This is a genomic window from Herbiconiux sp. 320_LB, from assembly GCF_059691755.1.
The window spans coordinates 340,382-361,422 of record NZ_JCAWAD010000003.1 but is presented as its reverse complement, the minus strand read 5'-3'; the positions used below and the strand labels follow the sequence as shown (position 1 = coordinate 361,422).

General features: G+C 70.0%; 18 protein-coding genes. 8 read left to right on the top strand and 10 right to left on the bottom strand.

From position 1 onward, the window contains the following. Positions 1 to 207: 207 nt before the first annotated feature. From AC59HU_RS09605 to AC59HU_RS09595, 3 genes are all read right to left on the bottom strand, one after another. Positions 208 to 1,059 carry a YidC/Oxa1 family membrane protein insertase gene (locus tag AC59HU_RS09605; RefSeq protein WP_497223159.1) on the bottom strand — a complete coding sequence of 284 codons (852 nt, stop codon included), beginning with the start codon at positions 1,057 to 1,059 and terminating at the stop codon, positions 208 to 210. 64 nt (positions 1,060 to 1,123) lie between these two features. Then, positions 1,124 to 1,462: a DUF6412 domain-containing protein gene (locus AC59HU_RS09600; protein ID WP_497223158.1), complete on the bottom strand. Its 339-nt coding sequence runs from the start codon at positions 1,460 to 1,462 to the stop codon at positions 1,124 to 1,126. Positions 1,463 to 1,625: 163 nt separating this feature from the next. After that, the gene (locus AC59HU_RS09595; RefSeq protein WP_497223157.1) at positions 1,626 to 1,991 is read right to left on the bottom strand and encodes a DapH/DapD/GlmU-related protein; all 366 of its coding nucleotides are present in this window, start codon (positions 1,989 to 1,991) and stop codon (positions 1,626 to 1,628) included. 119 nt (positions 1,992 to 2,110) lie between these two features. Between AC59HU_RS09595 and cofC the strand changes: the two genes are divergently transcribed. Next, positions 2,111 to 2,836 (top strand): 2-phospho-L-lactate guanylyltransferase, encoded by a 726-nt coding sequence (gene cofC, locus AC59HU_RS09590; RefSeq protein WP_497223156.1) that lies wholly within the window; start codon positions 2,111 to 2,113, stop codon positions 2,834 to 2,836. Here cofC and AC59HU_RS09585 read toward each other — a convergent pair. Further along, complete coding sequence (locus AC59HU_RS09585) at positions 2,796 to 3,758, bottom strand: sugar-binding transcriptional regulator (RefSeq protein ID WP_497223155.1); 963 nt, start codon at positions 3,756 to 3,758, stop codon at positions 2,796 to 2,798. The genes cofC and AC59HU_RS09585 overlap by 41 nt on opposite strands. Before the next feature lie 192 nt (positions 3,759 to 3,950). Between AC59HU_RS09585 and AC59HU_RS09580 the strand changes: the two genes are divergently transcribed. From AC59HU_RS09580 to glpK, 3 genes are all read left to right on the top strand, one after another. Further along, positions 3,951 to 5,717 (top strand): glycerol-3-phosphate dehydrogenase/oxidase, encoded by a 1,767-nt coding sequence (locus tag AC59HU_RS09580; protein ID WP_497223154.1) that lies wholly within the window; start codon positions 3,951 to 3,953, stop codon positions 5,715 to 5,717. Positions 5,718 to 5,756: 39 nt separating this feature from the next. Further along, positions 5,757 to 6,527 (top strand): MIP/aquaporin family protein, encoded by a 771-nt coding sequence (locus AC59HU_RS09575; RefSeq protein WP_497223153.1) that lies wholly within the window; start codon positions 5,757 to 5,759, stop codon positions 6,525 to 6,527. Between the two features lie 197 nt (positions 6,528 to 6,724). After that, positions 6,725 to 8,254 (top strand): glycerol kinase GlpK, encoded by a 1,530-nt coding sequence (gene glpK, locus AC59HU_RS09570; protein WP_497223152.1) that lies wholly within the window; start codon positions 6,725 to 6,727, stop codon positions 8,252 to 8,254. Between the two features lie 411 nt (positions 8,255 to 8,665). On the opposite strand, the gene AC59HU_RS09565 is transcribed toward glpK, so the two are convergent. Next, positions 8,666 to 11,329 (bottom strand): bifunctional FO biosynthesis protein CofGH, encoded by a 2,664-nt coding sequence (locus tag AC59HU_RS09565; RefSeq protein WP_497223151.1) that lies wholly within the window; start codon positions 11,327 to 11,329, stop codon positions 8,666 to 8,668. A 168-nt stretch (positions 11,330 to 11,497) separates the two neighbouring features. On the opposite strand from AC59HU_RS09565, the gene guaD reads away from it, so the two are divergent. Next, positions 11,498 to 12,898, top strand: a complete 1,401-nt coding sequence (guaD, locus tag AC59HU_RS09560; protein WP_497223150.1) for a guanine deaminase — start codon at positions 11,498 to 11,500, stop codon at positions 12,896 to 12,898. 5 nt (positions 12,899 to 12,903) lie between these two features. Further along, positions 12,904 to 13,890, top strand: a complete 987-nt coding sequence (locus AC59HU_RS09555) for a hypothetical protein (RefSeq protein WP_497223149.1) — start codon at positions 12,904 to 12,906, stop codon at positions 13,888 to 13,890. A gap of 1 nt (position 13,891) precedes the next feature. On the opposite strand, the gene cofD is transcribed toward AC59HU_RS09555, so the two are convergent. Genes cofD through AC59HU_RS09535 form a run of 4 tightly spaced genes read right to left on the bottom strand, consistent with a single transcriptional unit; the run spans position 13,892 to position 17,297 of the window. Beyond that, positions 13,892 to 14,881 carry a 2-phospho-L-lactate transferase gene (gene cofD, locus AC59HU_RS09550; protein ID WP_497223148.1) on the bottom strand — a complete coding sequence of 330 codons (990 nt, stop codon included), beginning with the start codon at positions 14,879 to 14,881 and terminating at the stop codon, positions 13,892 to 13,894. A gap of 25 nt (positions 14,882 to 14,906) precedes the next feature. After that, positions 14,907 to 16,208, bottom strand: coding sequence for a hypothetical protein (locus AC59HU_RS09545; RefSeq protein ID WP_497223147.1), 1,302 nt, complete (start codon positions 16,206 to 16,208; stop codon positions 14,907 to 14,909). Further along, complete coding sequence (locus AC59HU_RS09540) at positions 16,205 to 16,804, bottom strand: RNA polymerase sigma factor (protein WP_497223146.1); 600 nt, start codon at positions 16,802 to 16,804, stop codon at positions 16,205 to 16,207. The genes AC59HU_RS09545 and AC59HU_RS09540 overlap by 4 nt, the downstream gene beginning before the upstream one ends. Before the next feature lie 43 nt (positions 16,805 to 16,847). Next, entirely contained in the window at positions 16,848 to 17,297 is a 450-nt protein-coding gene (locus AC59HU_RS09535; protein ID WP_497223145.1) for a MarR family winged helix-turn-helix transcriptional regulator, read from the bottom strand. Between the two features lie 158 nt (positions 17,298 to 17,455). On the opposite strand from AC59HU_RS09535, the gene AC59HU_RS09530 reads away from it, so the two are divergent. Continuing rightward, positions 17,456 to 18,676 (top strand): MFS transporter, encoded by a 1,221-nt coding sequence (locus AC59HU_RS09530; protein ID WP_497223144.1) that lies wholly within the window; start codon positions 17,456 to 17,458, stop codon positions 18,674 to 18,676. A 14-nt stretch (positions 18,677 to 18,690) separates the two neighbouring features. Here the strand turns inward: AC59HU_RS09530 and AC59HU_RS09525 are convergent, their stop codons facing one another. Beyond that, the gene (locus AC59HU_RS09525) at positions 18,691 to 20,025 is read right to left on the bottom strand and encodes an aminotransferase class I/II-fold pyridoxal phosphate-dependent enzyme (protein ID WP_497223143.1); all 1,335 of its coding nucleotides are present in this window, start codon (positions 20,023 to 20,025) and stop codon (positions 18,691 to 18,693) included. Positions 20,026 to 20,186: 161 nt separating this feature from the next. On the opposite strand from AC59HU_RS09525, the gene AC59HU_RS09520 reads away from it, so the two are divergent. Next, positions 20,187 to 21,035, top strand: a complete 849-nt coding sequence (locus tag AC59HU_RS09520; RefSeq protein ID WP_497223142.1) for a nitrilase-related carbon-nitrogen hydrolase — start codon at positions 20,187 to 20,189, stop codon at positions 21,033 to 21,035. Positions 21,036 to 21,041 lie beyond the last annotated feature (6 nt).

The window sequence follows — 21,041 nt, the reverse complement described above, 5'->3', positions numbered from 1 at the left end:
GGCGGGGAGGCGTGCCGAACGGGCTGCTGAGAGCGCCTATGTGTGCGTATTGCACGCCTGAGCGTTCTCAGCAGCCCGTTCGTGCAGGTCAGACGACGGTTCGGGTCGTACGGCCGTGCTGCTCAGACGACGGTGCGGGTCAGACGACGGTGCGGGTCAGACGACGGTGCGGGTCAGACGAAGGTGCAGGCCAGACGACGGTGCGGCTCAGACGACGGTGCGGCGGAGGATCTCGCGTTCGACGAGGGTCCAGGCGGTCGTCACCAGGAGGTAGATACTCGCCGCGAGCGGCACGAAGGCCGCGAACACCACGGTCAGCAACGGCAGCCAGCTCAGCACCCGGGCGGCGGAGCCGCCGGGCGCGAGTGCGGCGGCCATCGCGGCCGAGGGGTCGGAAGCTGAACCCGCAGCGGGCCGGGAACCGGAGCCCGAGCGGGCGCCGGAACCGGAGCCGGAGCTACCGCGGACGCCGCCCGCGCCCGGCACGGGCGCTGACAGCTGCGCCACCAGCAGGCTCTGCCGACGGGAGACGAGCGCGATGGCCGCGATCAGCACGAGGATGATGCCGCTGACCACGAGCCCCTGCGGATCCGTGCCCGAACCGAGGGCGGTCGTGAAGCTCGTGCCGAGCGGGGCACCGAAGACCGTGCTCGACAGCAGCGCGTTCGGGTGCCCGTTGATCGTGGGCTGGATGAACAGCCCGTAGATCAGGGACAGGATCGGCGCCTGGATGAGCAGCGGCAGGCACCCTGCGAAGGGGGAGGCGTTCTCCTCGGCGTACAGCGCCATCGTCTCCCGCTGCAGCCGCTCGGGGTTCTTGGCGTGCCGGGTTCGCAGCTCGGCCAGACGCGGCGCGAGCTTCCGCCGCATCCGCTGGGCCCGGGCCTGCGAGAGCCCCACGGGGATGAGGACGGTGCGCACGAGCAGGGTGATCAGCACGATCGCCGCGGCGGTCGCGCCCGCTCCGGCGAGGGGCGCCAGAGCGCCGGCGAGAAATTGGACGACGGAATACGCTCCGTCGAGCGCGGCCGCGATCGGGCCGAAGGCATAGATGTTCATGGGACTCCTGACGAGAACGGATGGGGAACCGTTTCGGTCGAACAGGAGTGGGGTGGGCGCGCTCCTAGACGACCGTCAGGAGACGGCCCGGAGCCCTGGGCTGCGGGCGTCCGGGAGCGTCGGGCTTGCTCTGCACGATGGCGGCGGGCAGGTCGACGCGCTCGGCGGGATGCCGCGGTTCGGCGACGCGGAGCAGCCACGCGATGGCCGCCAGCACACCGCGGGCGGCGACGATCGCGACCACGGCGCCGGCGGTCAGCACGGCGGCGGCGAGGACCAGCCCCGGAGCCGCGGCACCCGAGACCGACGGCCAGACGAACCAGACCAGCCCGAGACCCATTACGACCAGCAGGAGCCTCACGACGGCGCTCACCGTCGAGGCGGCACCGGATCGTCGGGTCATACGCCCGACTCTAGCGACCCCGGCCCGGGCGCGCAGGCGCGCTCGCTCTCAGCGAAGGAAAGCTGAGCGTGCCGCCGAGCGGCGCCGGCGTCGGCGAGCCGCGCCGGCGGGAGACGGTCCAGCTGCCCGACCGTGCAGCTGTCCGCCTGGGCGGGTGCGGGGCCTAGGCCGCCTTGGCGTAGTCGCCGCCGGCCGAGCGGCGGACGATCTCGCCGGGGGCGACGGTGGCGTCGTTGTCGACGTGGGCCCCGTCGATCACGACGGCCTTGGCGCCGATGCGGGAGTGGCTCCCGATCTTCGAACCGCGGCCGATGATGGCGGAGGCGCCGATGTGCACGTGCGCTCCGACGACCACGCCGGCGCCCACGGCGGCCGACTCCTCGACCCAGCTGCCCGAGCCGATGCGCACGTTCGGTCCGACCCGCGCGCCCTCTTCGACGTAGCTGGTCGGGTCGATGAACGCACTCGCGTCGACTTCGGCGCCGACAGCCACGTATCCCTTGCCGTTGGGGTGACGGCGGTACTTCACAACCCCTCGTTCGCCTTCGATCTCATGGAATGTTCTGCTCACGAGGGGGACAACAACGGATGCGTCTGCATCATTCCAGAAAAACAGACCGATCGTTCTTTCTGCGATAATCGGGCGCGGTGACTGACTCCCCGCGCTCCTGGACCGTCGTCGTTCCCGTCAAGGGCACGACCGAGGGCAAGTCGCGCCTGCGCCCGGACATCGGCGACGACGACCGTCGGCGGCTGGCCGAGGCCTTCGCTCGGGATGCGGTCACCGCTCTCCGGGGCGCGCGCCGGGTGGCCAGCGTCGTCGTCGTCACCGACCCGGCGTCCGCCATCGCCGGGGTGCTCGCCGGCGACGGCGCCCGGATCGTCGCCGACCCCGGACACGGCCTGAACGCCGCGATCACGGAGGGTCTCCGCGTCGCCGCCGAGACGGCAACCCCCGCCGAGACGGCCGCCCCCGCCGAGACAGCAACCCCCGCCGAGACCTCAACCCCCGCCTACGCCGTCCTCCTCGGCGACCTCCCTTGCCTCACCCCCGACGAGATCGACGCCGCCCTCGAGGCCGCAGCCGAGCATCCGCTCGCCCTCGTGCCCGACTCCGCCGGCACCGGCACGACCCTCCTCACGGCGACCATCCCGGCCCCGCCGGTGCCGCACTTCGGCGCCGGCTCGGCCGCCGCGCACCTGGCCGCGGGCCACCGCATCCTGTCGTTCCCGCCCACCTCGGGCATCCGTCGCGACGTCGACACGGCCGCCGACCTCGACGCGGCCGTCGCCCTCGGCGTCGGCCCGTTCACCCGCGCCGCGCTGGACGCGCTCAGCCCTCGACGAGCGAGTGGGCCGTCGCCTCGTCGATGACGAGGTCGGTCATCACGCCGGCGGCCAGTGCGCCACGGAGCGCGGGCAGCTTGGTGCGCCCCGAGACGACGCAGACCCGGCGCGACACCTTCGACAGCAGTGACAGCGACGGCCCGGAGGACCGCGCGTTCATCGGGATGTCCTCGCTCGAGCCGTCGGCGCGGTAGAACACGGTCGCCACGTCGCCGACGACCCCGGAGCGGCTGAGCTGCTGGAAGTCATCGTCGTCGAGGTAGCCGCCGACGTAGACGTGGGAGGGCACGTCGGCGTAGGCCGAGCCGAGCCCGAACAGAGCGATGTCCATGTGCTTCTGGATCTCGAGCACGCGACGGATGCTGCGCTCGCGCCACAGCACCTCCTTCGTGCGCGGGTCGTCGAAGAACGCCGGCACCGGGAACTGCTGCACGTACGCGCCGAAGGCCGTGCCGAACCGGCTCATGATCTCGCTGGCGTACCCGATGCCCGTCGTGCGGGCGTTGGAGGCGCCGTTCAGCTGCACGATCTGGGAGTTGTGCGTGACTTTCTCCTGAAGATGCCGGGACACCGCGGAGAGGGTCGATCCCCAGGCGATCCCCATCGTCATGTTGGAGTCGAAGAAGGGCCCGAGAATCCGTGCAGCGCTCATCGCGACCCGTTCGAGGCGGTCGACCTCGGCCGTCGAGTCGGGCACGGGGACGACGTGCGCCGTGATGCCGAAACGCTCCCGGATCTGGTCCTGGATCGAGAAGACCCGGCCGGCCGGCGACTTCACCTGGATCTCCACGAGCCCGGTGTCCCGCGCGAATCCGAGCAGTCGTGACACCGAGGAGCGGGAGGTGTGGAGCTCGCTCGCGATGGCCTCCATCGTGAGGTCCTGAAGGTAGTACAGATGGGCGGCCCGGAGCGCGTCGCGCACCTTGTCTCCGCCGGGGGTCTCGGCCATGCTGCGTCGCATCCTCTCGGGCTCGTCGTCGTCGACGTGATCCTACGCCGTGCACATATGTGCATCGAGCTTGATCATATGTGACGAAGGTCGTAGAACTGTAAGTCGTCGAGCGGATCTTCTCAAGGGCGATCCCCGCTCGACCGGATTGCCGCAACGCAACCCTCACGAGAGCACGAAGGCGAGTACACAGTGAGTTCCACCACCAACGACAGCGGTACCAGCAGCATCTCCGCCGAGGTCCGCCCCGACGTCGACTCGATCCGCCAGAACCCCCGAGCGCAGGTGCTCATCGTGGGCGGCGGCATCAACGGTATCGGCACCTTCCGCGACCTCGCCCTGCAGGGCGTCGAGGTCATCCTGGTCGAGCGCAACGACTACGCGAGCGGGGCATCCGCCGCGTCGAGCCACATGATCCACGGTGGCGTGCGCTACCTCGAGAACGGCGAGTTCCGGCTCGTCCGCGAGAGCGTGCAGGAGCGCAACCGCCTCCTCCGCCTCGCGCCCCACTACGTCAAGCCGCTGCCCACCACGATCCCGATCTTCTCGACGTTCTCGGGCATCCTGTCGGCGCCGCTGCGCTTCCTCACCCACAAGCAGGGCAAGGCGAAGGAGCGCGGCGCGCTCCTGATCAAGGTCGGCCTGATGGGCTACGACTCGTTCTCGCGCGACGGCGGCAACGTGCCGCGCCACAAGTTCGTGGGCCGCAAGAAGTCGCTGCAGAAGCTGCCGAAGCTGCGCCCCGACGTGAAGTACACCGCGACGTACTACGACGCGGCCGTCGAGAACCCCGAGCGTCTCGCGCTCGACCTGGTTCAGGATGCGCTGGCCACCGGCCCGCACGCCCGCACCGCCAACTACGTCGAGGCCATCGGCGCGAACGGCGACGCCGTCGTGCTGCGCGACACGCTGAGCGGCGAGACCTTCGAGGTCACCGCCGACGTCGTCGTGAACACCTCCGGCCCCTGGACCGACCTCACCAACGCCGCGCTCGGCGAGCAGACCCACTACATGGGCGGCACCAAGGGCTCGCACATCGTGCTCGACAACAAGGAGCTGTACGACGCCTGCGCCGGTGGAGAGGTGTTCTTCGAGAACAACGACGGCCGCATCGTGCTGATCTACCCGCTGAACGGCCGCGTGCTCGTCGGCACGACCGACCTCGAGGCCGACCCCGCCGAGCCTGCCGTCTGCACCGAGGCCGAGGTCGACTACTTCTTCGAGCTCGTCGACCACGTCTTCCCGACCATCAAGGTCGACCGGCCGCAGATCGTCTACCGCTACTCGGGCATCCGCCCGCTGCCCGGCCACGGCGACACCGCCCCCGGCTTCGTCTCGCGCGACTACCGCATCGAGCAGACCCCGTTCGCGAAGTCGGGCCGCGTCAAGCAGCTCAGCCTCGTCGGCGGCAAGTGGACGACCTTCCGTGCGCTCTCCGAGCACCTCGCCAACGACACCCTCGCGCTCCTCGGCCTCAGCCGCAAGGTGAGCACGGTCGACCTGGCGATCGGCGGCGGCGTCGACTTCCCGCAGGGCGCGACGGCGACCACCACCTGGGTCAAGGCGCACGCCGCCGACCTCGGTGAGGCCCGCACCCGCGTGCTCCTCGGCCGCTACGGCACCAACGCGGCGAAGGTCATCGCCCACATCGTGGCCGCCGAAGACGCGGACAAGCCGCTGGAGACCCTGCCCGGGTACAGCACCGCCGAGATCGACTACCTGATGGGCGAGCACACCGTGCACCTCAGCGACCTCGTGCTGCGCCGCAGCATCATCGCCTTCGTCGGCGGCCTCACCCAGGAGGTCTTCGACGAGCTGAGCACCCTGGCGGCCACGGCCCAGGGGTGGTCGGATGCGCGCCTCGCCACCGAGCGCGCGGATGCGGTTTCGAACCTCCGCTTCTTCCACGGCATCGTGCTGGAAGCGGCGAACACGACGGTGGCTGGCGCCGTCAACTGAGAAGGGCGGCACAGCTGCCGCCCCTGAAGAAAGGTCAACGTGGACAATCTCGGAATCGACTTCGTATCGGAGCTGGTGGGCACCGCCCTCCTCGTGCTCCTGGGTTGCGGTGTGGTGGCTAACGTCGCCCTGATCCGCACCAAGGGCTTCAACGGCGGCACGCTCATGGTCAACATCGGCTGGGGCCTCGCGGTCTTCGCCGGTGTGATCGTGTCGTACGCCTCGGGTGCCCACCTGAACCCGGCCGTCACCCTCGGGCTCGTCGCCAACGGAGCCAAGACCTTCGGGTCGGAGGCGACCGCGGTCGACGTGAACTTCTTGTCGGTGATCGCGTACATCGGGGCTCAGTTGATCGGTGCGATCATCGGTGCGGTGTTCGTGTGGCTGGCGTACAAGCAGCACTTCGACGAGGAGCCGGAGCCGGCGAACAAGCTCGGCGTGTTCTCCACCGGCCCCGCGATCCGGTCCTATGGCTGGAACCTGGTCACCGAGATCATCGGCACCTTCGTGCTGGTGTTCGTCGTGATCGGTTTCGGTGGCGGACGTCAAGGCGACGGCGGACTCGCAGCTCTCGGTGCTCTGCCGGTGGCGCTGCTGGTGATCGGGATCGGCGCCTCGCTCGGTGGCCCGACCGGGTACGCGATCAACCCGGCCCGTGACCTCGGGCCTCGGATCGCTCACGCGATCCTGCCGATCAAGGGCAAGGGCACGTCGGACTGGTCCTACTCCTGGGTTCCGGTCGTCGGCCCGATCATCGGCGGCATCCTCGCCGGGTTCCTCGCGATCCCGCTGCTGCCGATCCTCACGTAGTCAGCTGCCGGGATGCGCGTGCTCCGCGCGCGTATCCCGGGCTGCGCCGGTCCCTGCCCGGCGCAGCGCGACATGTTCGAGTGCGGTCGCTTCGCGGCCGCGCACTCGCCCTGGGTCGTCGAGTACGGCCCGCAGCATTGAATCTCGTTTCACCGTTGAAGCAAGAGCCGCGTCGCGGCTAGACAAAGGAGTTTGAAATGGCTGAACAGAAGTACGTCCTGGCGATCGATCAGGGCACGACCTCGTCGCGCGCGATCATCTTCGACCACGCCGGCACCATCGTGTCGACCGGTCAGAAGGAGCACGAGCAGATCTTCCCCAAGGCGGGCTGGGTCGAGCACAACCCGGTCGAGATCTGGGACAACGTGCGCGAGGTCATCGGACAGGCCCTCTCCAAGGCCGACCTGACCCGTCACGACATCGCCGCGGTCGGCATCACCAACCAGCGCGAGACCGCGGTGGTCTGGAACAAGAACACCGGCAAGCCCGTCTACAACGCCATCGTCTGGCAGGACACTCGCACCCAGCCGATCGTCGACCGCCTCGCGGCCGACAGCGACCTCGGCGTCGAGCGGTTCAAGCAGATCGTGGGCCTCCCGCTCGCGACCTACTTCTCGGGCACCAAGATCGTCTGGATCCTCGAGAACGTCGAGGGCGCCCGCGAGGCCGCCGAGGCCGGTGACCTGCTCTTCGGCACGACCGACTCCTGGGTTCTCTGGAACCTGACCGGCGGCACCGAGGGCGGCGTGCACGCCACCGACGTGACCAACGCCTCCCGCACCCTCTTCATGGACCTCGAGACGCTGGAATGGCGCGACGACATCCTCGAGGCCTTCGGGGTGCCGAAGTCGATGCTCCCCGAGATCAAGTCCTCCTCCGAGGTCTACGGAAACGTCGAGTCGTCCAACCTGCTCCGCGAGGTCCCGGTCGCGGGCATCCTGGGCGACCAGCAGGCGGCGACCTTCGGCCAGGCGGCGTTCGACGCCGGCGAGTCGAAGAACACCTACGGCACCGGAAACTTCCTGATCTTCAACACCGACACCGAGATCGTGCACTCCAAGAACGGGCTGCTCACCACCCTCGGCTACAAGCTGGGCGACCAGCCGGCCCACTACGCGCTCGAGGGCTCGATCGCGGTGACCGGTTCGCTGATCCAGTGGCTGCGTGACAACCTCGGCATCATCTCCTCGGCCCCCGAGGTCGAAGAGCTGGCGAAGACGGTCGACGACAACGGCGGCGCCTACTTCGTGCCGGCGTTCTCGGGCCTGTTCGCGCCGTACTGGCGGTCGGATGCACGTGGTGCGCTGGTGGGACTCACCCGCTACGTCAACAAGGGCCACATCGCCCGCGCCGCCCTCGAGGCGACTGCCTTCCAGACCCGTGAGGTGCTGGATGCGGTCAACGCCGACTCCGGCGTCGACCTCACCGAGCTCAAGGTCGACGGCGGCATGATCGCCAACAACACCCTGATGCAGTTCCAGGCCGACATCCTGGGCGTGCCGGTCGTGCGTCCCGTCGTCGCGGAGACCACCGCGCTCGGTGCGGCCTACGCCGCCGGCCTCGCGGTCGGCTTCTGGGGATCGCTCGACGAGCTCCGTGCCAACTGGCAGGAGGACTCGCGCTGGACGCCCAACATGGACGACGCCGAGCGCGAGCGCCAGCTCCGCAACTGGAAGAAGGCCGTGACGAAGACGCTGGACTGGGTGGACAGCGACACGCAGGAGTAACTCCAGCGCCGGCAGGTGAGGGCTGCTGAACTGGTGTCCCGTTCCGGCAGGTGTGGGCTGCGAGAAGTCCCGCTGTGCTAGCTGCCGGGAGGCGCGTGCTTCGCGCGCGTCTCCCGGGCTGCGCCGGTCCCCGCCCGGCGCAGCGCGACATGTTCGGGTGAGGTCGCTTACGCGGCCTCGCCCTCACCCTGGGTCAACGACAAAGGCCCGCAGCATTCCATCCCGTCCGAAGTCTTGGGACGGAGATGAAAGCTGCGGGCCTTTGTCGATGACCCAGGGTGAGCGCGTCGCCGCGAAGCTCGACCGCAGGCCGCGCTTCGCGACGGCACGCGAACATGTCGCCCGCGCCGGGCAGGGACCGGCGCGGAAAAAAACACAGCCGGAAGTTAAGGCGAAACAGAAGCCGTCAAGCTAAGGCAACACAGTCAAGAGTTTTTTCCCCGTCGCCGCGAAGCCCCGCGACGCGAACTCCCGCGCCACGGCCGCACGCTCGGCCGTGGGACGACCGTAGGTGGTGGTCCGCTGCACGGGGGTGCGGCCGATCTCGCGGATCATCGATTCGAGCTCGTCGACCGTCTTCTCCGAGCCGTTGTCGGCCCCGGCCATCCGGCTGATCGTCTCCTCCATGAGGGTGCCGCCGAGGTCGTCGGCGCCACCCTGCAGCATCTGCTGCGTGCCGCGGTTGCCGAGCTTGACCCACGAGGTCTGCACGTGGTCGATCCGGCCGTGCAGCATCAGCCGTGCGACGGCGTGGATGGCCCGGTTCTCCTGCAGCGTCGGCCCCGGCCGGGCCACCCCGGCGAGGTAGACGGGCGCGTTCATGTGGATGAACGGCAGCAGCACGAATTCGGTGAAGCCGCCGGTCCGATCCTGGATCTGCGCCAGCGTACGCAGGTGCCCCACCCAGTGCGAGGGGTTGTCGACGTGGCCGTACATCATGGTCGACGACGAGCGCAGCCCCACCTCGTGCGCCGTCGTGACGATCTCGATCCAGGCCGCCGCGGGCAGCTTGCCCTTGGTCAGCACCCACCGCACGTCGTCGTCGAGGATCTCCGCCGCCGTCCCCGGGATCGTGTCGAGCCCGGCCTCCTTCGCCGCGAGCAGGAACTCGCGGTACGACAGTCCGGTGCGCGACGCCCCGTTCACGATCTCCATCGGCGAGAACGCGTGCAGGTGGATGTCGGGCTGCCGCGCCTTGACGGTGCGCGCGAGGTCGAAGTAGGCGGTGCCCGGCAGGTCGGGATGGATGCCGCCCTGCATGCAGATCTCGGTCGCGCCGATCGACCAGGCCTCGTCGACGCGGTCGCCGACCTGGTCCATCGACAGCGTGTAGGCATCCGCATCGGTTCGTCGCTGCGCGAAGGCGCAGAACCGGCAGCCGGTGTAACAGACGTTGGTGAAGTTGACGTTGCGGTTGACCACGTAGCCCACCTCGTCGCCGATGGTCGCGCGGCGCACGTCGTCGGCCACCGCGGCCAGGGCCTCGAGGTCGGCTCCGTCGGCGCCGAGCAGGGTGAGGTACTCGCCGTCGCTGAGCCCCGCGGGGTTCTCGGCGGCCTTCGAGAGCGCGGCCCGCACGGCGGGGTCGCCCGCGGCCCGGGTCGCCCGCTGCCGGTCGGACGAGGCGGCGTTCGCCCCGACCTGCTCGCGCAGCTCGGACCAGTCGCCGTAGACGTCCTCGAAGTCGCTGCGGCGGTCGCCGGTGCGGCCGACCGTGTCGATCTCGGTGTGCAGCTCGGTGCGACCCGAGCCCGACGCGGTCCAGTCCGGCTCCTGCCAGGTGATCCCGGCCGGGATGCGCCCCTCGACGGCCAGGCCGTCGGGCCCCGCGAGGGCGCGCACGTGGGGCAGCACCCGCGGGTCGATCCACGGCTCCTCGGCGCGCACGTAGTGTGGATGCGCGGTGAGGCGCTCGCGCAGCGTGAACCCGGCCTCGGCCGTGAGACGCGCCAGGTCGTCGATGTGCGGCCAGGGGCGCTCGGGGTTCACGTGGTCCGGCGTGAGCGGAGAGACGCCGCCCCAGTCGTCGATGCCGGCGCGGACCAGCAGGGCGAGCTGGCGGGCGTCGGTGAGGTTCGGCGGGGCCTGCAGGCGCGTCTTGGGCCCGAGCACCAGGCGCGCGGCCGCGACCGCGGCCACGTACTCCTGGGTCTCGAGGTCGTCGGCGGCCATCATCGCGGTGGCGGGCTTCGCCCGGAAGTTCTGGATGATCACCTCCTGCACGTGACCGTGCCGGCGCGCGGCCGAGCGCAGGGAGAACATCCCGTCGACCCGCTCCTCGTAGTTCTCGCCGATGCCGAGCAGCAGGCCCGTGGTGAAGGGCACGTTCGACCGCCCCGCATCCTCGATCACCCGCAGTCGCAGCACCGGATCCTTGTCCGGCGACCCGAAGTGGGCGTTGCCCTTCTCGGTCCACAGCCGCGAGGAGGTCGTCTCCAGCATCATCCCCATCGAGGGGGCCACGGGCTTCAGGCGCTGGATCTCCTCCCAGGTCATGACGCCGGGGTTGAGGTGGGGGAGCAGCCCCGTCTCCTCCAGCACCCGGATGGCCATCGCGCGGAGGTAGGCGATCGTGGAGTCGTAGCCGTGCGCATCCAGCCACTCCCGCGCGACCGGCCACCGGTCCTCGGGCCGGTCGCCGAGGGTGAACAGCGCCTCCTTGCAGCCGAGCGCCGCACCCTGCCGGGCGATCTCGAGCACCTCGTCCGGCGAGAGGAAGGGCGCCTTGCCGGCCGCGGCGAGCTTGCCGGGGGTCTGCACGAAGGTGCAGTAGTGGCAGCGGTCTCGGCACAGGTGCGTCAGCGGGATGAAGACCTTGCGCGAGTAGGTGATCACGCCGGGTCTGCCGGCGATCTCGAGGCCGGCGTCGCGCACGCGCGAGGCCGCATCCAGCAGCCGTTCGAGGTCGTCGCCCCGGGCGTGAAGCAGGGTCTCGGCCTCGGTGGTGTCGAGGGCGACCCCGGTCTCGGCGCGCTTCAGGGCACGGCGGATGGCGGAGGAGTTCGGCACGAACGACTGCACGACCGGCTGCGGCTCGGTGCGTCGACGGGTCGGGATGGGGAGATCTTCGGGCATGGCTGTCCTCTGACGTGACGGAGACGAAAAAGAAGAACAGGGCCCAAAGCCAGACCCGGAAGCAGAATGGGTCGAGTCTAACCTCCCGCCGCTGTGCCCCCAACGGGAGTGCGCGCGGTGTCGGCGGTCTGTGTCACGATGACCACACCGATACGAATGGGGATTCTCTTGGCACTCACTGCTGTCCGCGGCACCTTCCTGGACTTCATCGACGATCCGTGGAAGCACGTCGGCGACGAGGCCGCCGCCACCCGGTTCCACGTCGACGGGCTGCTCGTCATCGACGGCGGGATCATCGTCGATTTCGGTCCCTACGCCGAGATCGCACCGAAGCATCCGGATGCGGAGATCACCGAGATCGCCGACCGCATCATCCTCCCCGGCTTCATCGACGGCCACATCCACCTCCCGCAGACCCGGGTCCTCGGCGCCTACGGCGAGCAGCTGCTGCCGTGGCTGCAGAAGTGGGTCTTCCCGGAGGAGAGCCGGTACGCGGAGCGCTCCTACGCGGAGGAGGGCACGAAGCACTTCTTCGACAACCTGCTGGCGTCGGGCACGACGACCGCCCAGACCTTCACCACCGGCAACCTCACCTGCAACGAGGTCTTCTTCGAAGAGGCCAGCCGGCGCAACATGCGGATGATCGGCGGCCTCACCGGCATCGACCGCCACGTTCCCGACTACTTCGCCAACACGCCCGAGCAGTTCTACGACGACAGCACGACGCTGATCGAGAAGTGGCACGGCACCGGCCGCAACCTCTACGCGATCACCCCCCGCTTCGCCTTCGGCGCCTCTGACGAGCTGCTGACGGCCTGCCGGCGGCTGAAGGAGGAGCACCCCGACCTGTGGATCAACACCCACATCTCCGAGAACCCCGCCGAGATCCACGGGGTGCTCGCCCTGCACGACGACTGCCACGACTACCTCGGCGTCTACGAGAAGTACGGCCTGGTCGGCCCGAAGTTCACCGGCGGGCACGGCGTGTGGCTCACGAACGACGAGCTGCGCCGCTTCAGCTCGTCGGGGGCCGCGGTCGCATTCTGCCCCTCGTCGAACCTGTACCTGGGCTCGGGGCTGTTCCGCCTGGGCCGGGCGCTCGATCCGGAGCACCGCGTGCTGCTCTCGGTCGGCACCGACATGGGCGGCGGCAACCGGTTCAGCCTGCTCAACTCGCTCGAAGACGGCTACAAGGTCGGGATGCTCAACAACACCATCCTCGACGGCTCGATCGTGCCCAGCGAGCAAGACCTGGCGGAGTCGGAGCGCAACAAGCTCTCGGCCTTCCGCGCCTTCTACCTGCTCACCCGCGGCGGCGCCGAGTCGCTCTACATCGACGACTTCGTCGGCACCTTCGACATCGGCAAGGAGGCCGACTTCGTCGCCCTCGACTACACCGCGGGGCCGCCGGCCGCGCCGTGGCACGCCTCGCTGCTGCTCGAGAAGTCCGGCGGCGAGCTCAACCTCGAGACGGTCTCCGACCTGCTGTTCGGCATCATGATGGTGGCCGACGAGCGGGCCGTCGACCAGACCTGGGTGATGGGCGAGCTCGCCTACCAGAAGGCGTGACCGCGGTGGCCGGCGCATCCGAGTCGGCTCTGGCCGGCGCCTCGTCGACCGGAGACGGGCCCGGCGCGCCCGTCGCGCTCGTCGTGCACCGCCGGCTCGCCGAGGAGAGCTACGACCGCTACGAGCAGTGGCAGCAGAAGGTGGGGGAGCGGATCGCGAACTGGCCCGGGTTCCTCGACCGCCAGGTGATCCGCCCCGACCCGCCGCTGCAGGTCGACTGGGTGGTCGTGCAGCGCTTCCGCGACGTGGATGCGGCGCGCGGCTGGCTGCAGAGCGCCGAGCGGCTGACCCTGATGAGCGAGATCAGGGACGAGTTCATCGGCAACGACGACGTGCACCTGTTCACCGAGGAGACCAAGCACAGCTCGGAGGCGGCGTCGGCGCTGATCTCCAGCCGGGTCGCGCCGGAGGACGAGGCGGCGTTCCTGGACTGGCAGCGCCAGATCTCGGCGGTGGAGTCGCGGTTCGACGGGTTCCTCGGCCACAAGATCGAGCGGCCCGTGCCCGGGGTGCAGGACGACTGGGTCGTGGTGCTGAGCTTCGACACGGACTCGAACCTGACGAAGTGGATCGAGTCGCCCGAGCGCCGCGAGCTGCTGGAGGCCGGGGCCGCCTACAACGACCAGCTCACCATCACGAAGGCGAGCTACGGCTTCGGCTTCTGGACGGGCAACCCGACCACGCAGCCGGACCCGGTGTTCAAGAGCAACCTGATCGTGCTGATGATGTTGTACCCCGTCGTGTTCCTCTGGGGCTACTTCATCGGCGACACGCTGTTGAAGGGGCTGCCGTTCTGGTTGGCGCTGTTCATCGGCAACGTGGTCTCGACGCAGCTGCTCGGCTGGTTCCTGGTGCCGTGGGCGTTCCGCCGCCTGGGCTGGTGGGTCAGGCGCGACCAGCCGATGCGGGTGCACCTCGCGGGCTACGCGATCGTGGTGGCGGTGTACGCGGTGTCCATGGCGCTCTACGCCTGGCTGCTGGCGCTGCGGTGAGTTAGAGCCGCGCGGCGACCAGGGCGTCGGCCGCCAGTTGGGCGCTCGTGTCGGGGTCGTTCATCCAGAGGGGCACCACAGAGGTGCGGATGCCGGCGGCGGCGAGCACCGGGGCGGCGGCCGCATCCGACTCGTCGACGAGCCAGGCGTCGAGCAGGCCACCGCGGCTGCGCGCGCCGTAGTGCTTCGCCACGGCGGCGGCCGTCGTCTCGACGCCGATCGCCGTGAGGCAGGCGTCGGCCATGCCGCGCACGGCGGCCCCGGCGATGATCGGCGAGACGCCGACGATCGGGGCGCGGGCGCCGGCGAGGGCCTGGCGCATCCCGGGCACGCCGAGGATCGTGCCGATCGAGACCACGGGGTTCGAAGGGGCGACGAGGATGACGTCGGCCTGCTCGATCGCGCGCAGCACCGAGGGCGTGGGCTTGGCGGCGTCGACGCCGACCTGGATGAAGCGCTGCGCCGGCACGGTGGCGCGGTACTTGACCCACCACTCCTCGAAGTGCACGATTCGGCGCTTGCCGTCGACCAGGATGTCGACGTGGGTCTCGACCGGCTGGTCGCTCATCGGCAGGAGGCGCACGCCCGGGTTCCACCGTTCGGCGAGCCGCGCGGTCGCCTCGGTCAGTGTGAGGCCGTCGCGCAAGAAGCTCGAGCGCGCGATGTGGGTGCCGAGGTCGAGGTCGCCCAGGGTGAACCAGGGCCAGCCGATGCCATAGGCGGTGAGCTCGGCGCTCACGCGCTCGCTCTCGTCCTTCCGGCCCCAGCCGCGCTCGTCGTCGTTCGCTCCGCCGAGGGTGTACATGATCGAGTCGAGGTCGGGGCAGACCCGCAGCCCGGTGAGCCACATGTCGTCACCGGTGTTGACGACCGCGGTGATCTCGGCGCTCGACCCGCCGTCGCCGTTCGGGTACGCCTTCCGCAGCTGGGTGCGCAGTCCCCGGAGGAACCGTGCACCTCCGACCCCGCCCGCCAGCACCGTAACCTTCACGCCCCCATTCAATCCCATCGGATGCTCACCCGCCGACCGCGGGGACGGGCCCGACGTTCGCCAGGACCAGTTCGGTGATCGCCGGAAGCGCTTCGCCGGGTGCCTCGACCTGCACCCATCCGTCTTCGACGAGCACACTGAGCGTCGTGCCGTCGGCTGAGAGGTAGGCCTGGCCGGGGTAGCCGGTGACGGGTGCGTAGCCGATCTCCGGGTTCTCGGCGTTCGACTGCTCGAAGTACGACGCGCCGCCCGGGAGCACGCTCACCTTGACGCTCGTCGTTCCGCCGTCGAGGTCGGAGGTCCACGCGCAGCCGAAGGCGCTCACCTGCCGCGATGCGCCGAAGGACGACAGGGCGAATTCGCCCCAGTGCGAGTACGACCGGAAGACCCGCATCGGCTCGCCGACGATCTCCGACAGGCTCGGGTCGTCGATCATCTCCTCGCAGCTGTTAGCGCCTCGGAGGGTGGGGCCGGTCGGTTGCCAGAGCGGTCCCGAGGCAGGGAAGGCGGCGACCGCAGCGCGGATGGCGATGAACGGGTCGCGCACGGCGTCGCTTCCGGGTGCCCCGTCCGCCGGCTTCAGGGCCGACAGCTGGATGCTGTAGCCGCCGACCTGGCCGATGTAGCTGCACCAGTTCCCAGGCGTCGGGCAGTACGAGTACACGTCGTCGCCGATGTCGACCTGGGGGGAGTCGATGTAGATGCCCTCGCGGTTGGCCTCGTTGAGGAGATCCTCGGCATCGGTGCTCGGGACGATCAGCAGATCGACGAACGGGCCGCTCGGGCTGTTCTCGGGCGCCGGGCCGACCGACCACCCGCAAGCGAGAGAACCGACGCGGAGGTTCGAGTACGCGACCGGGAACGCAGGATGTCCGCCGGCGGACGGTTGGAGCGCCGTACCCACCATCTGCTCGGCCGTCGACTGGGGCAGCAGCTGGTCGCAGGTGGCCGGCACGCGCACGACCGGGGCCGGCGGGTTCGGCGGCGTCGTGGGCGTCGGTGTGGGTGTCGGGGTGGGGGTGCGGGTCGGCGTGGGCGTCGGGGTGGGCGCCACGGTCGTGACGGCGGGCTCGGGCGGGCCGAACAGCGATCCGCCGGTGAGGGCGATCGCCGCGGTGCCCGAGGCGATGCCGCCGGCCAGCACGGCCAGGGCGACGATCACGGCGGTGCGCCGACGACGGTGCGGCGACGGGGCGGCGGCAGCGGCGGCCCCCCGTCCCTCCGCCTCGACGGTCTCGATCAGGAGCGAGCGGATGGCAGCGCTGCGGGCGGGGTCGAATCGCGGGCGGCCCGCGCCGGCCTGTTCGGGCGACATGGGTTCGGTCATCGTGCACCTCCCGTGGTGGTCGAGGATTCGGTGAGGGGATCGTCGCTCCCGGTGAGAGCGGCCAAGCGCGCCTTGGCGCGGGAGAGGCGGGACTTCACGGTGCCCGCCGGCACGCCGAGGGCAGTGGCGGCCTGGGCCGTGCTGAGTTCTTCGAGCACGCAGAGCGTGATCACGTCCTGATCGTTCTTCGACAGCTGCGCGAACGCGCTCCGCACCCGCTCGTGGCGGCTGCGGCTGTCGAGGCGGTCGCCGACCGCATCCGAGTGATCGCTCTGGTGCTCGGGCGGCGGGATCTTGGCGAGCGCCTCGCGGTGCCGCCGCATCGTGCGCACCAGGTTGCGCACGACGTAGTTCGTCGCCACCAGGAGCCAGCCGATGATCGATCCGTCGACGACGCGCACGTCGGCACGGCGTCTCCAGGCCTCGAGGAACACCAGCGCCGTCACGTCCTCCGCGTCGTGCGGCGTGCGGATCAGCCGCAGCGCCTGCCCGAACACCCGGTCACGATGCGCGTCGAACACGCGCGCGAACGCCTGCGCGTCGCCCCCGATCGCCGAGGCCCAGACCGCGGCCTCGTCGAATTCCCCTGTCTCCATACCCCCTACTGTCCGCTCGCCCCGAATCGGTTCCATCCCTCCATCACGGTCGGGCGGTGGTCCGTTGGAGGGCATCCACGAGCGGGGCGAGTTCGGGGGAGGAGGCGGCCTCGGCGAGTGCCGATTCGAGCACCTCGTCGTGCACCGGCCGGGCCCTGACGAGCAACCGGTGACCCGCCGGGGTGAGCTCGGTGTAGATCCCGCGCCGGTCGTCGTCGCAGAGCACCCGTGTCAGCAGGGCGCGCTCCTCCAGCCGATTCACCAGACGGGTCGTGGCACTGCTGGAGAGGGCAGTGGCACGGGCGAGCTGCTGCATCCTCATGTGCCAGCCGTCCTGCCGGTCGAGTGCGTCGAGAACCGTGTACTCGACGACCGAGAGGCTCGCCGAGCCCGAGAGGGCCTGCTCGAGCCGGCTCTCGATCAGGCCGTGCAGTGCCGCGAGCGTGCGCCAGCCCTGGGCCCTGATCTCGACGGCGTCGTCGGCGATTCCCATGATCGTGACCGGTCCTTCCCTCATTCGAGCCGGTTCGGTACCGACGTCCGACGAATGACGCTTGCGCCGATAGGCGGCGTATGCAACTATCGTGTCCGGCGCGAAATACCCGCGTCCGCAACTACTTTATCCCGCGCACGTCACGAAGAAGGAGCGCCATGCCCATCGGACTCATCGCCCTCGCCATCGGCGGGTTCGGAATCGGGCTGACCGAGTTCGTGATCGCGGGCCTCCTCCCCGAGGTGGCCCGTGACCTCGGCGTCGACGAGGCCGCTGCCGGCTGGCTCATCTCGGGGTACGCGCTCAGCGTCGCGTTCGGCGCGATCGTGCTGACCCTGGCGGTCACCCGCCTGCCGCGCAAGCAGGTCTTGATGGGTCTGCTCGGCCTTTTCATCGTCGGCAACCTGGTCTCGGCCCTCGCACCCGACTACGGGGTGATGCTCCTCGGCCGGATCATCGCGGCGCTCTGCCACGGTGCCTTCTTCGGGATCGGAGCGGTGGTCGCGGCGGGGATGGTGCCGCCGGCGAAGCGCGCCGGTGCGATCGCCGTCATGTTCACCGGTCTCACGCTCGCCAACGTCCTCGGTGTTCCCTTCGGCACGTTCGTCGGCCAGGCCTACGGGTGGCGCGCCACGTTCTGGGCCATCACGGCGATCGGCGTCATCGCCCTGATCGGCATCGCGACGCTGGTGCCCGCTCCCGCGCGAGGGGCCACGGATGCGCCGGCCCCGAGCATCCGCACCGAGCTCAGCGCGTTCCGTTCCGGACAGGTCTGGCTCTCGATCGTGGTGACCGTGCTGGGTTTCGGCGGCATGTTCGGTGCCTTCACCTACATCGCGTACACGCTCACAGGCGTCACGGGCTTCGACAGTGCGCTGGTGCCGTGGCTCCTGGTCGTCTTCGGGGTCGGCACCTTCGTCGGCAACCTCCTCGGCGGCCGACTCGCGGCGATCTCGGTCGACACGACCCTGCTCTGGCTGCTGCTCGGGCTCGCCCTCGTGCTCGCCGGCTTCGCCCTGACCGCCGCGAACCCGATCGCGACCGTGATCGCCCTGGTGCTGATGGGGGCGTTCGGTTTCGGCACGGTGCCGGCGTTGCAGACCCGCGTGATGAGCTTCGCCGAGCACGCGCCGACGCTCGCGTCGAGCGCGAACATCGCGTCGTTCAACGTGGGCAACGCCCTGGGCGCGTGGATCGCGGGGCTCGCCATCTCGGCCGGCCTCGGCTACACCTCACCGCTCTGGGTGGGAGCGGCGATCACCGCGGCTGCGGTGCTCGTGATGCTGGTCGCCGCCCGGGGCGCGCCTCGCGCCGGATCCTGCGTCAACGCCGCATCATCGGAGTCCGCGGAGTCCGCGAAGTCCGCGGAGCCCGCATAGGGCGCGCAGCCTGCTCAGCCCGCCTCCGCCGCCGCCGCGAACGACCCCGCCACCGACCCGAAGTCGCCGGTCACCCGCCCGGCGGTCACCCGCAAGAACCGACCCGAGCCCGGCCGCGCCGCGAACGACGACCCGGCGGCCGCCCGGATGCCGCTGGCCGCGAGCGTGAGCACGGCCGCCTTCTCGTCGGCCACGGGGATCCAGGTGTTGATCCCGTCCGAGGGGGAGTGGGCGAGGCCGTGCGAGGCGAGCGCCTCCGAGAACAGCCGCTGCCGCGCCTGGTAGATCCGCCGGGCGTCGTGCACCGCGTTCACCGAGGGGCTCGCGGTGAGCAGTTCGTAGAGGATCGTCTGCAGCATCCGCGAGGTCCAGCCCGGCCCCAGCAGTCGCCGGGCCACGATCCGGTCGATCAGCGGCTCCGGGCCCCCGAGGGCCGCGATCCGGAGGTCGGGCCCGTGCGACTTGGCGTAGCTGCGGATGTGCAGCACCCGCTGCGGGATCCAGCTGCCGAGGCTGTGGGCGGCCGCGCTGGAGATCTCGCCCGAGTGGTCGTCCTCGATCACGACCGGGTCGCCGATGTGCTCGTGGGCCCGCAGCACCCGCGCGAGTTCACGCATCCGCTCGCTCGTCATCGAGACGCCGGTGGGGTTGTGGGCCCGCGGCTGCAGGATGATCGCGACCGGGTTCGCGCGCAGCGCCGACGCGAGCTGATCGGGTCGCATCCCCTCCGCATCCACGTCGACCGGCACGCGTTCGGCGCCGAGGTGATCGAGCAGGTCGAGGAACGGCGGGAAGGTCGGGTTCTCGACCACGACCCGGTCGCCGAACCGCACCAGGGTCTCCAGCGACCGGGAGATCGCATCCAGAGCCCCGTCGACGATCGTGAGCGACCCGACCGGGTAGGGCCAGCTCGCGCGCAGGTGCAGTTCGAGCTCGGGCAGCACGGGTGAGGAGAGGTAGCTGGCGGTGTCGGCGCGGGTGGGCACCCGGGTGAGCGCGGCCGCGAGGTCGGGCAGCAGATCGGGGTCCGGCGTGCCGGTCGACAGGTCGAGCCGGGCGAGCACGTGCGAGCCGGCCAGCTCGCCGAAGTGCGGCGGCATCCACCTCGTCGAGGCCTGCAGCACGTAGCTGCCCGCGCGGCCACGGGAGACGATCAGCCCCACGCCGGAGAGCGCCTGCCAGGCGTTGCTCACGGTGGCCGGGCTCACGCCCAGGCCTGCCGCCACGTCGCGCACCGTGGGGAGACGGTCGCCGGCGCCGAGGGCGCCCGCCCGGATGAGCCGGGAGACCGCCGCAGCGATGCCTTCCGGAGTGCGGTGTTCGACCGCGTCGACGATCTGTTCGAGCATTCTCGATCCGGTTCCTTGTGGGTTCGGTCAGAGGGCGGTGGTGCTCGGAGCTCTTGACATATTTACTCTCGCGTCACACGCTGAAACACACGAGAAATGTTCAAGCCGAATAATAACAAAACCGGCAGAACACAGTGCAGTCCGTTCGAGAGGAACCACCAATGACGACGATCCGCGCGGCGATCTCCCAGACCACCTGGACGGGGGACAAGGAGTCGATGCTCGACAAGCACGAGCAGTTCATGCGCGATGCGGCGGCCGAGGGCGCCCAGGTCATCTGCTTCCAGGAGCTGTTCTACGGCCCCTACTTCGGCATCACGCAGGACAAGAAGTACTACCGCTACGCCGAGCCGGCCGACGGCCCGATCGTGCAGCGCTTCGCCGCGCTCGCGAAAGAGCTCAACATGGTCACGATCCTCCCGATCTACGAGGAGGAGCAGACCGGCGTCTACTACAACACCGCCGTCGTCGTCGATGCCGACGGCACGATCGTGGGCAAGTACCGCAAGCACCACATCCCGCACCTGGAGAGCTTCTACGAGAAGTTCTACTTCCGCCCCGGCAACCTCGGCTACCCGGTGTTCGACACCGCGGTCGGCAAGGTCGGCGTGCACATCTGCTACGACCGCCACTTCCCCGAGGGCTGGCGCGAGCTGGGCCTGAACGGCGCCCAGATCGTCTTCAACCCCAACGCCTCCAAGCCCGGCCTCTCGAACCGGCTCTGGGAGCTCGAGGGCCCCGCGGCCGCCGGAGCCAACCAGTACTTCGTGCTGGTGCCCAACCGGGTCGGCAAGGAGGACAACGAGTACGGCGACCTGGCCGTGAACTTCTACGGCACCTCCTACGTCGTCGACCCGCGCGGCAACTACGTCGGCGACCTCGGATCCTCCGAGCACGAGGAACTCCTCATCCGCGACCTCGACCTCGACGCCATCCGCGACACCCGCGACGACTGGCAGTTCTACCGCGATCGCCGACCGGACGCCTACGGCGAGATCGTGGCGCCGTAGGGCCGG

Excerpts from the sequence above, each read along its gene's own strand:
- AC59HU_RS09605 (WP_497223159.1), bottom strand. The coding sequence starts at position 1,059 with ATGAACATCTATGCCTTCGGCCCGATCGCGGCCGCGCTCGACGGAGCG.
- AC59HU_RS09600 (WP_497223158.1), bottom strand. The coding sequence starts at position 1,462 with ATGACCCGACGATCCGGTGCCGCCTCGACGGTGAGCGCCGTCGTGAGG.
- AC59HU_RS09585 (WP_497223155.1), bottom strand. The coding sequence starts at position 3,758 with ATGGCCGAGACCCCCGGCGGAGACAAGGTGCGCGACGCGCTCCGGGCC.
- glpK (WP_497223152.1), top strand. The coding sequence starts at position 6,725 with ATGGCTGAACAGAAGTACGTCCTGGCGATCGATCAGGGCACGACCTCG.
- AC59HU_RS09565 (WP_497223151.1), bottom strand. The coding sequence starts at position 11,329 with ATGCCCGAAGATCTCCCCATCCCGACCCGTCGACGCACCGAGCCGCAG.
- AC59HU_RS09545 (WP_497223147.1), bottom strand. The coding sequence starts at position 16,208 with ATGACCGAACCCATGTCGCCCGAACAGGCCGGCGCGGGCCGCCCGCGA.
- AC59HU_RS09540 (WP_497223146.1), bottom strand. The coding sequence starts at position 16,804 with ATGGAGACAGGGGAATTCGACGAGGCCGCGGTCTGGGCCTCGGCGATC.
- AC59HU_RS09535 (WP_497223145.1), bottom strand. The coding sequence starts at position 17,297 with ATGGGAATCGCCGACGACGCCGTCGAGATCAGGGCCCAGGGCTGGCGC.
- AC59HU_RS09530 (WP_497223144.1), top strand. The coding sequence starts at position 17,456 with ATGCCCATCGGACTCATCGCCCTCGCCATCGGCGGGTTCGGAATCGGG.
- AC59HU_RS09525 (WP_497223143.1), bottom strand. The coding sequence starts at position 20,025 with ATGCTCGAACAGATCGTCGACGCGGTCGAACACCGCACTCCGGAAGGC.
- AC59HU_RS09520 (WP_497223142.1), top strand. The coding sequence starts at position 20,187 with ATGACGACGATCCGCGCGGCGATCTCCCAGACCACCTGGACGGGGGAC.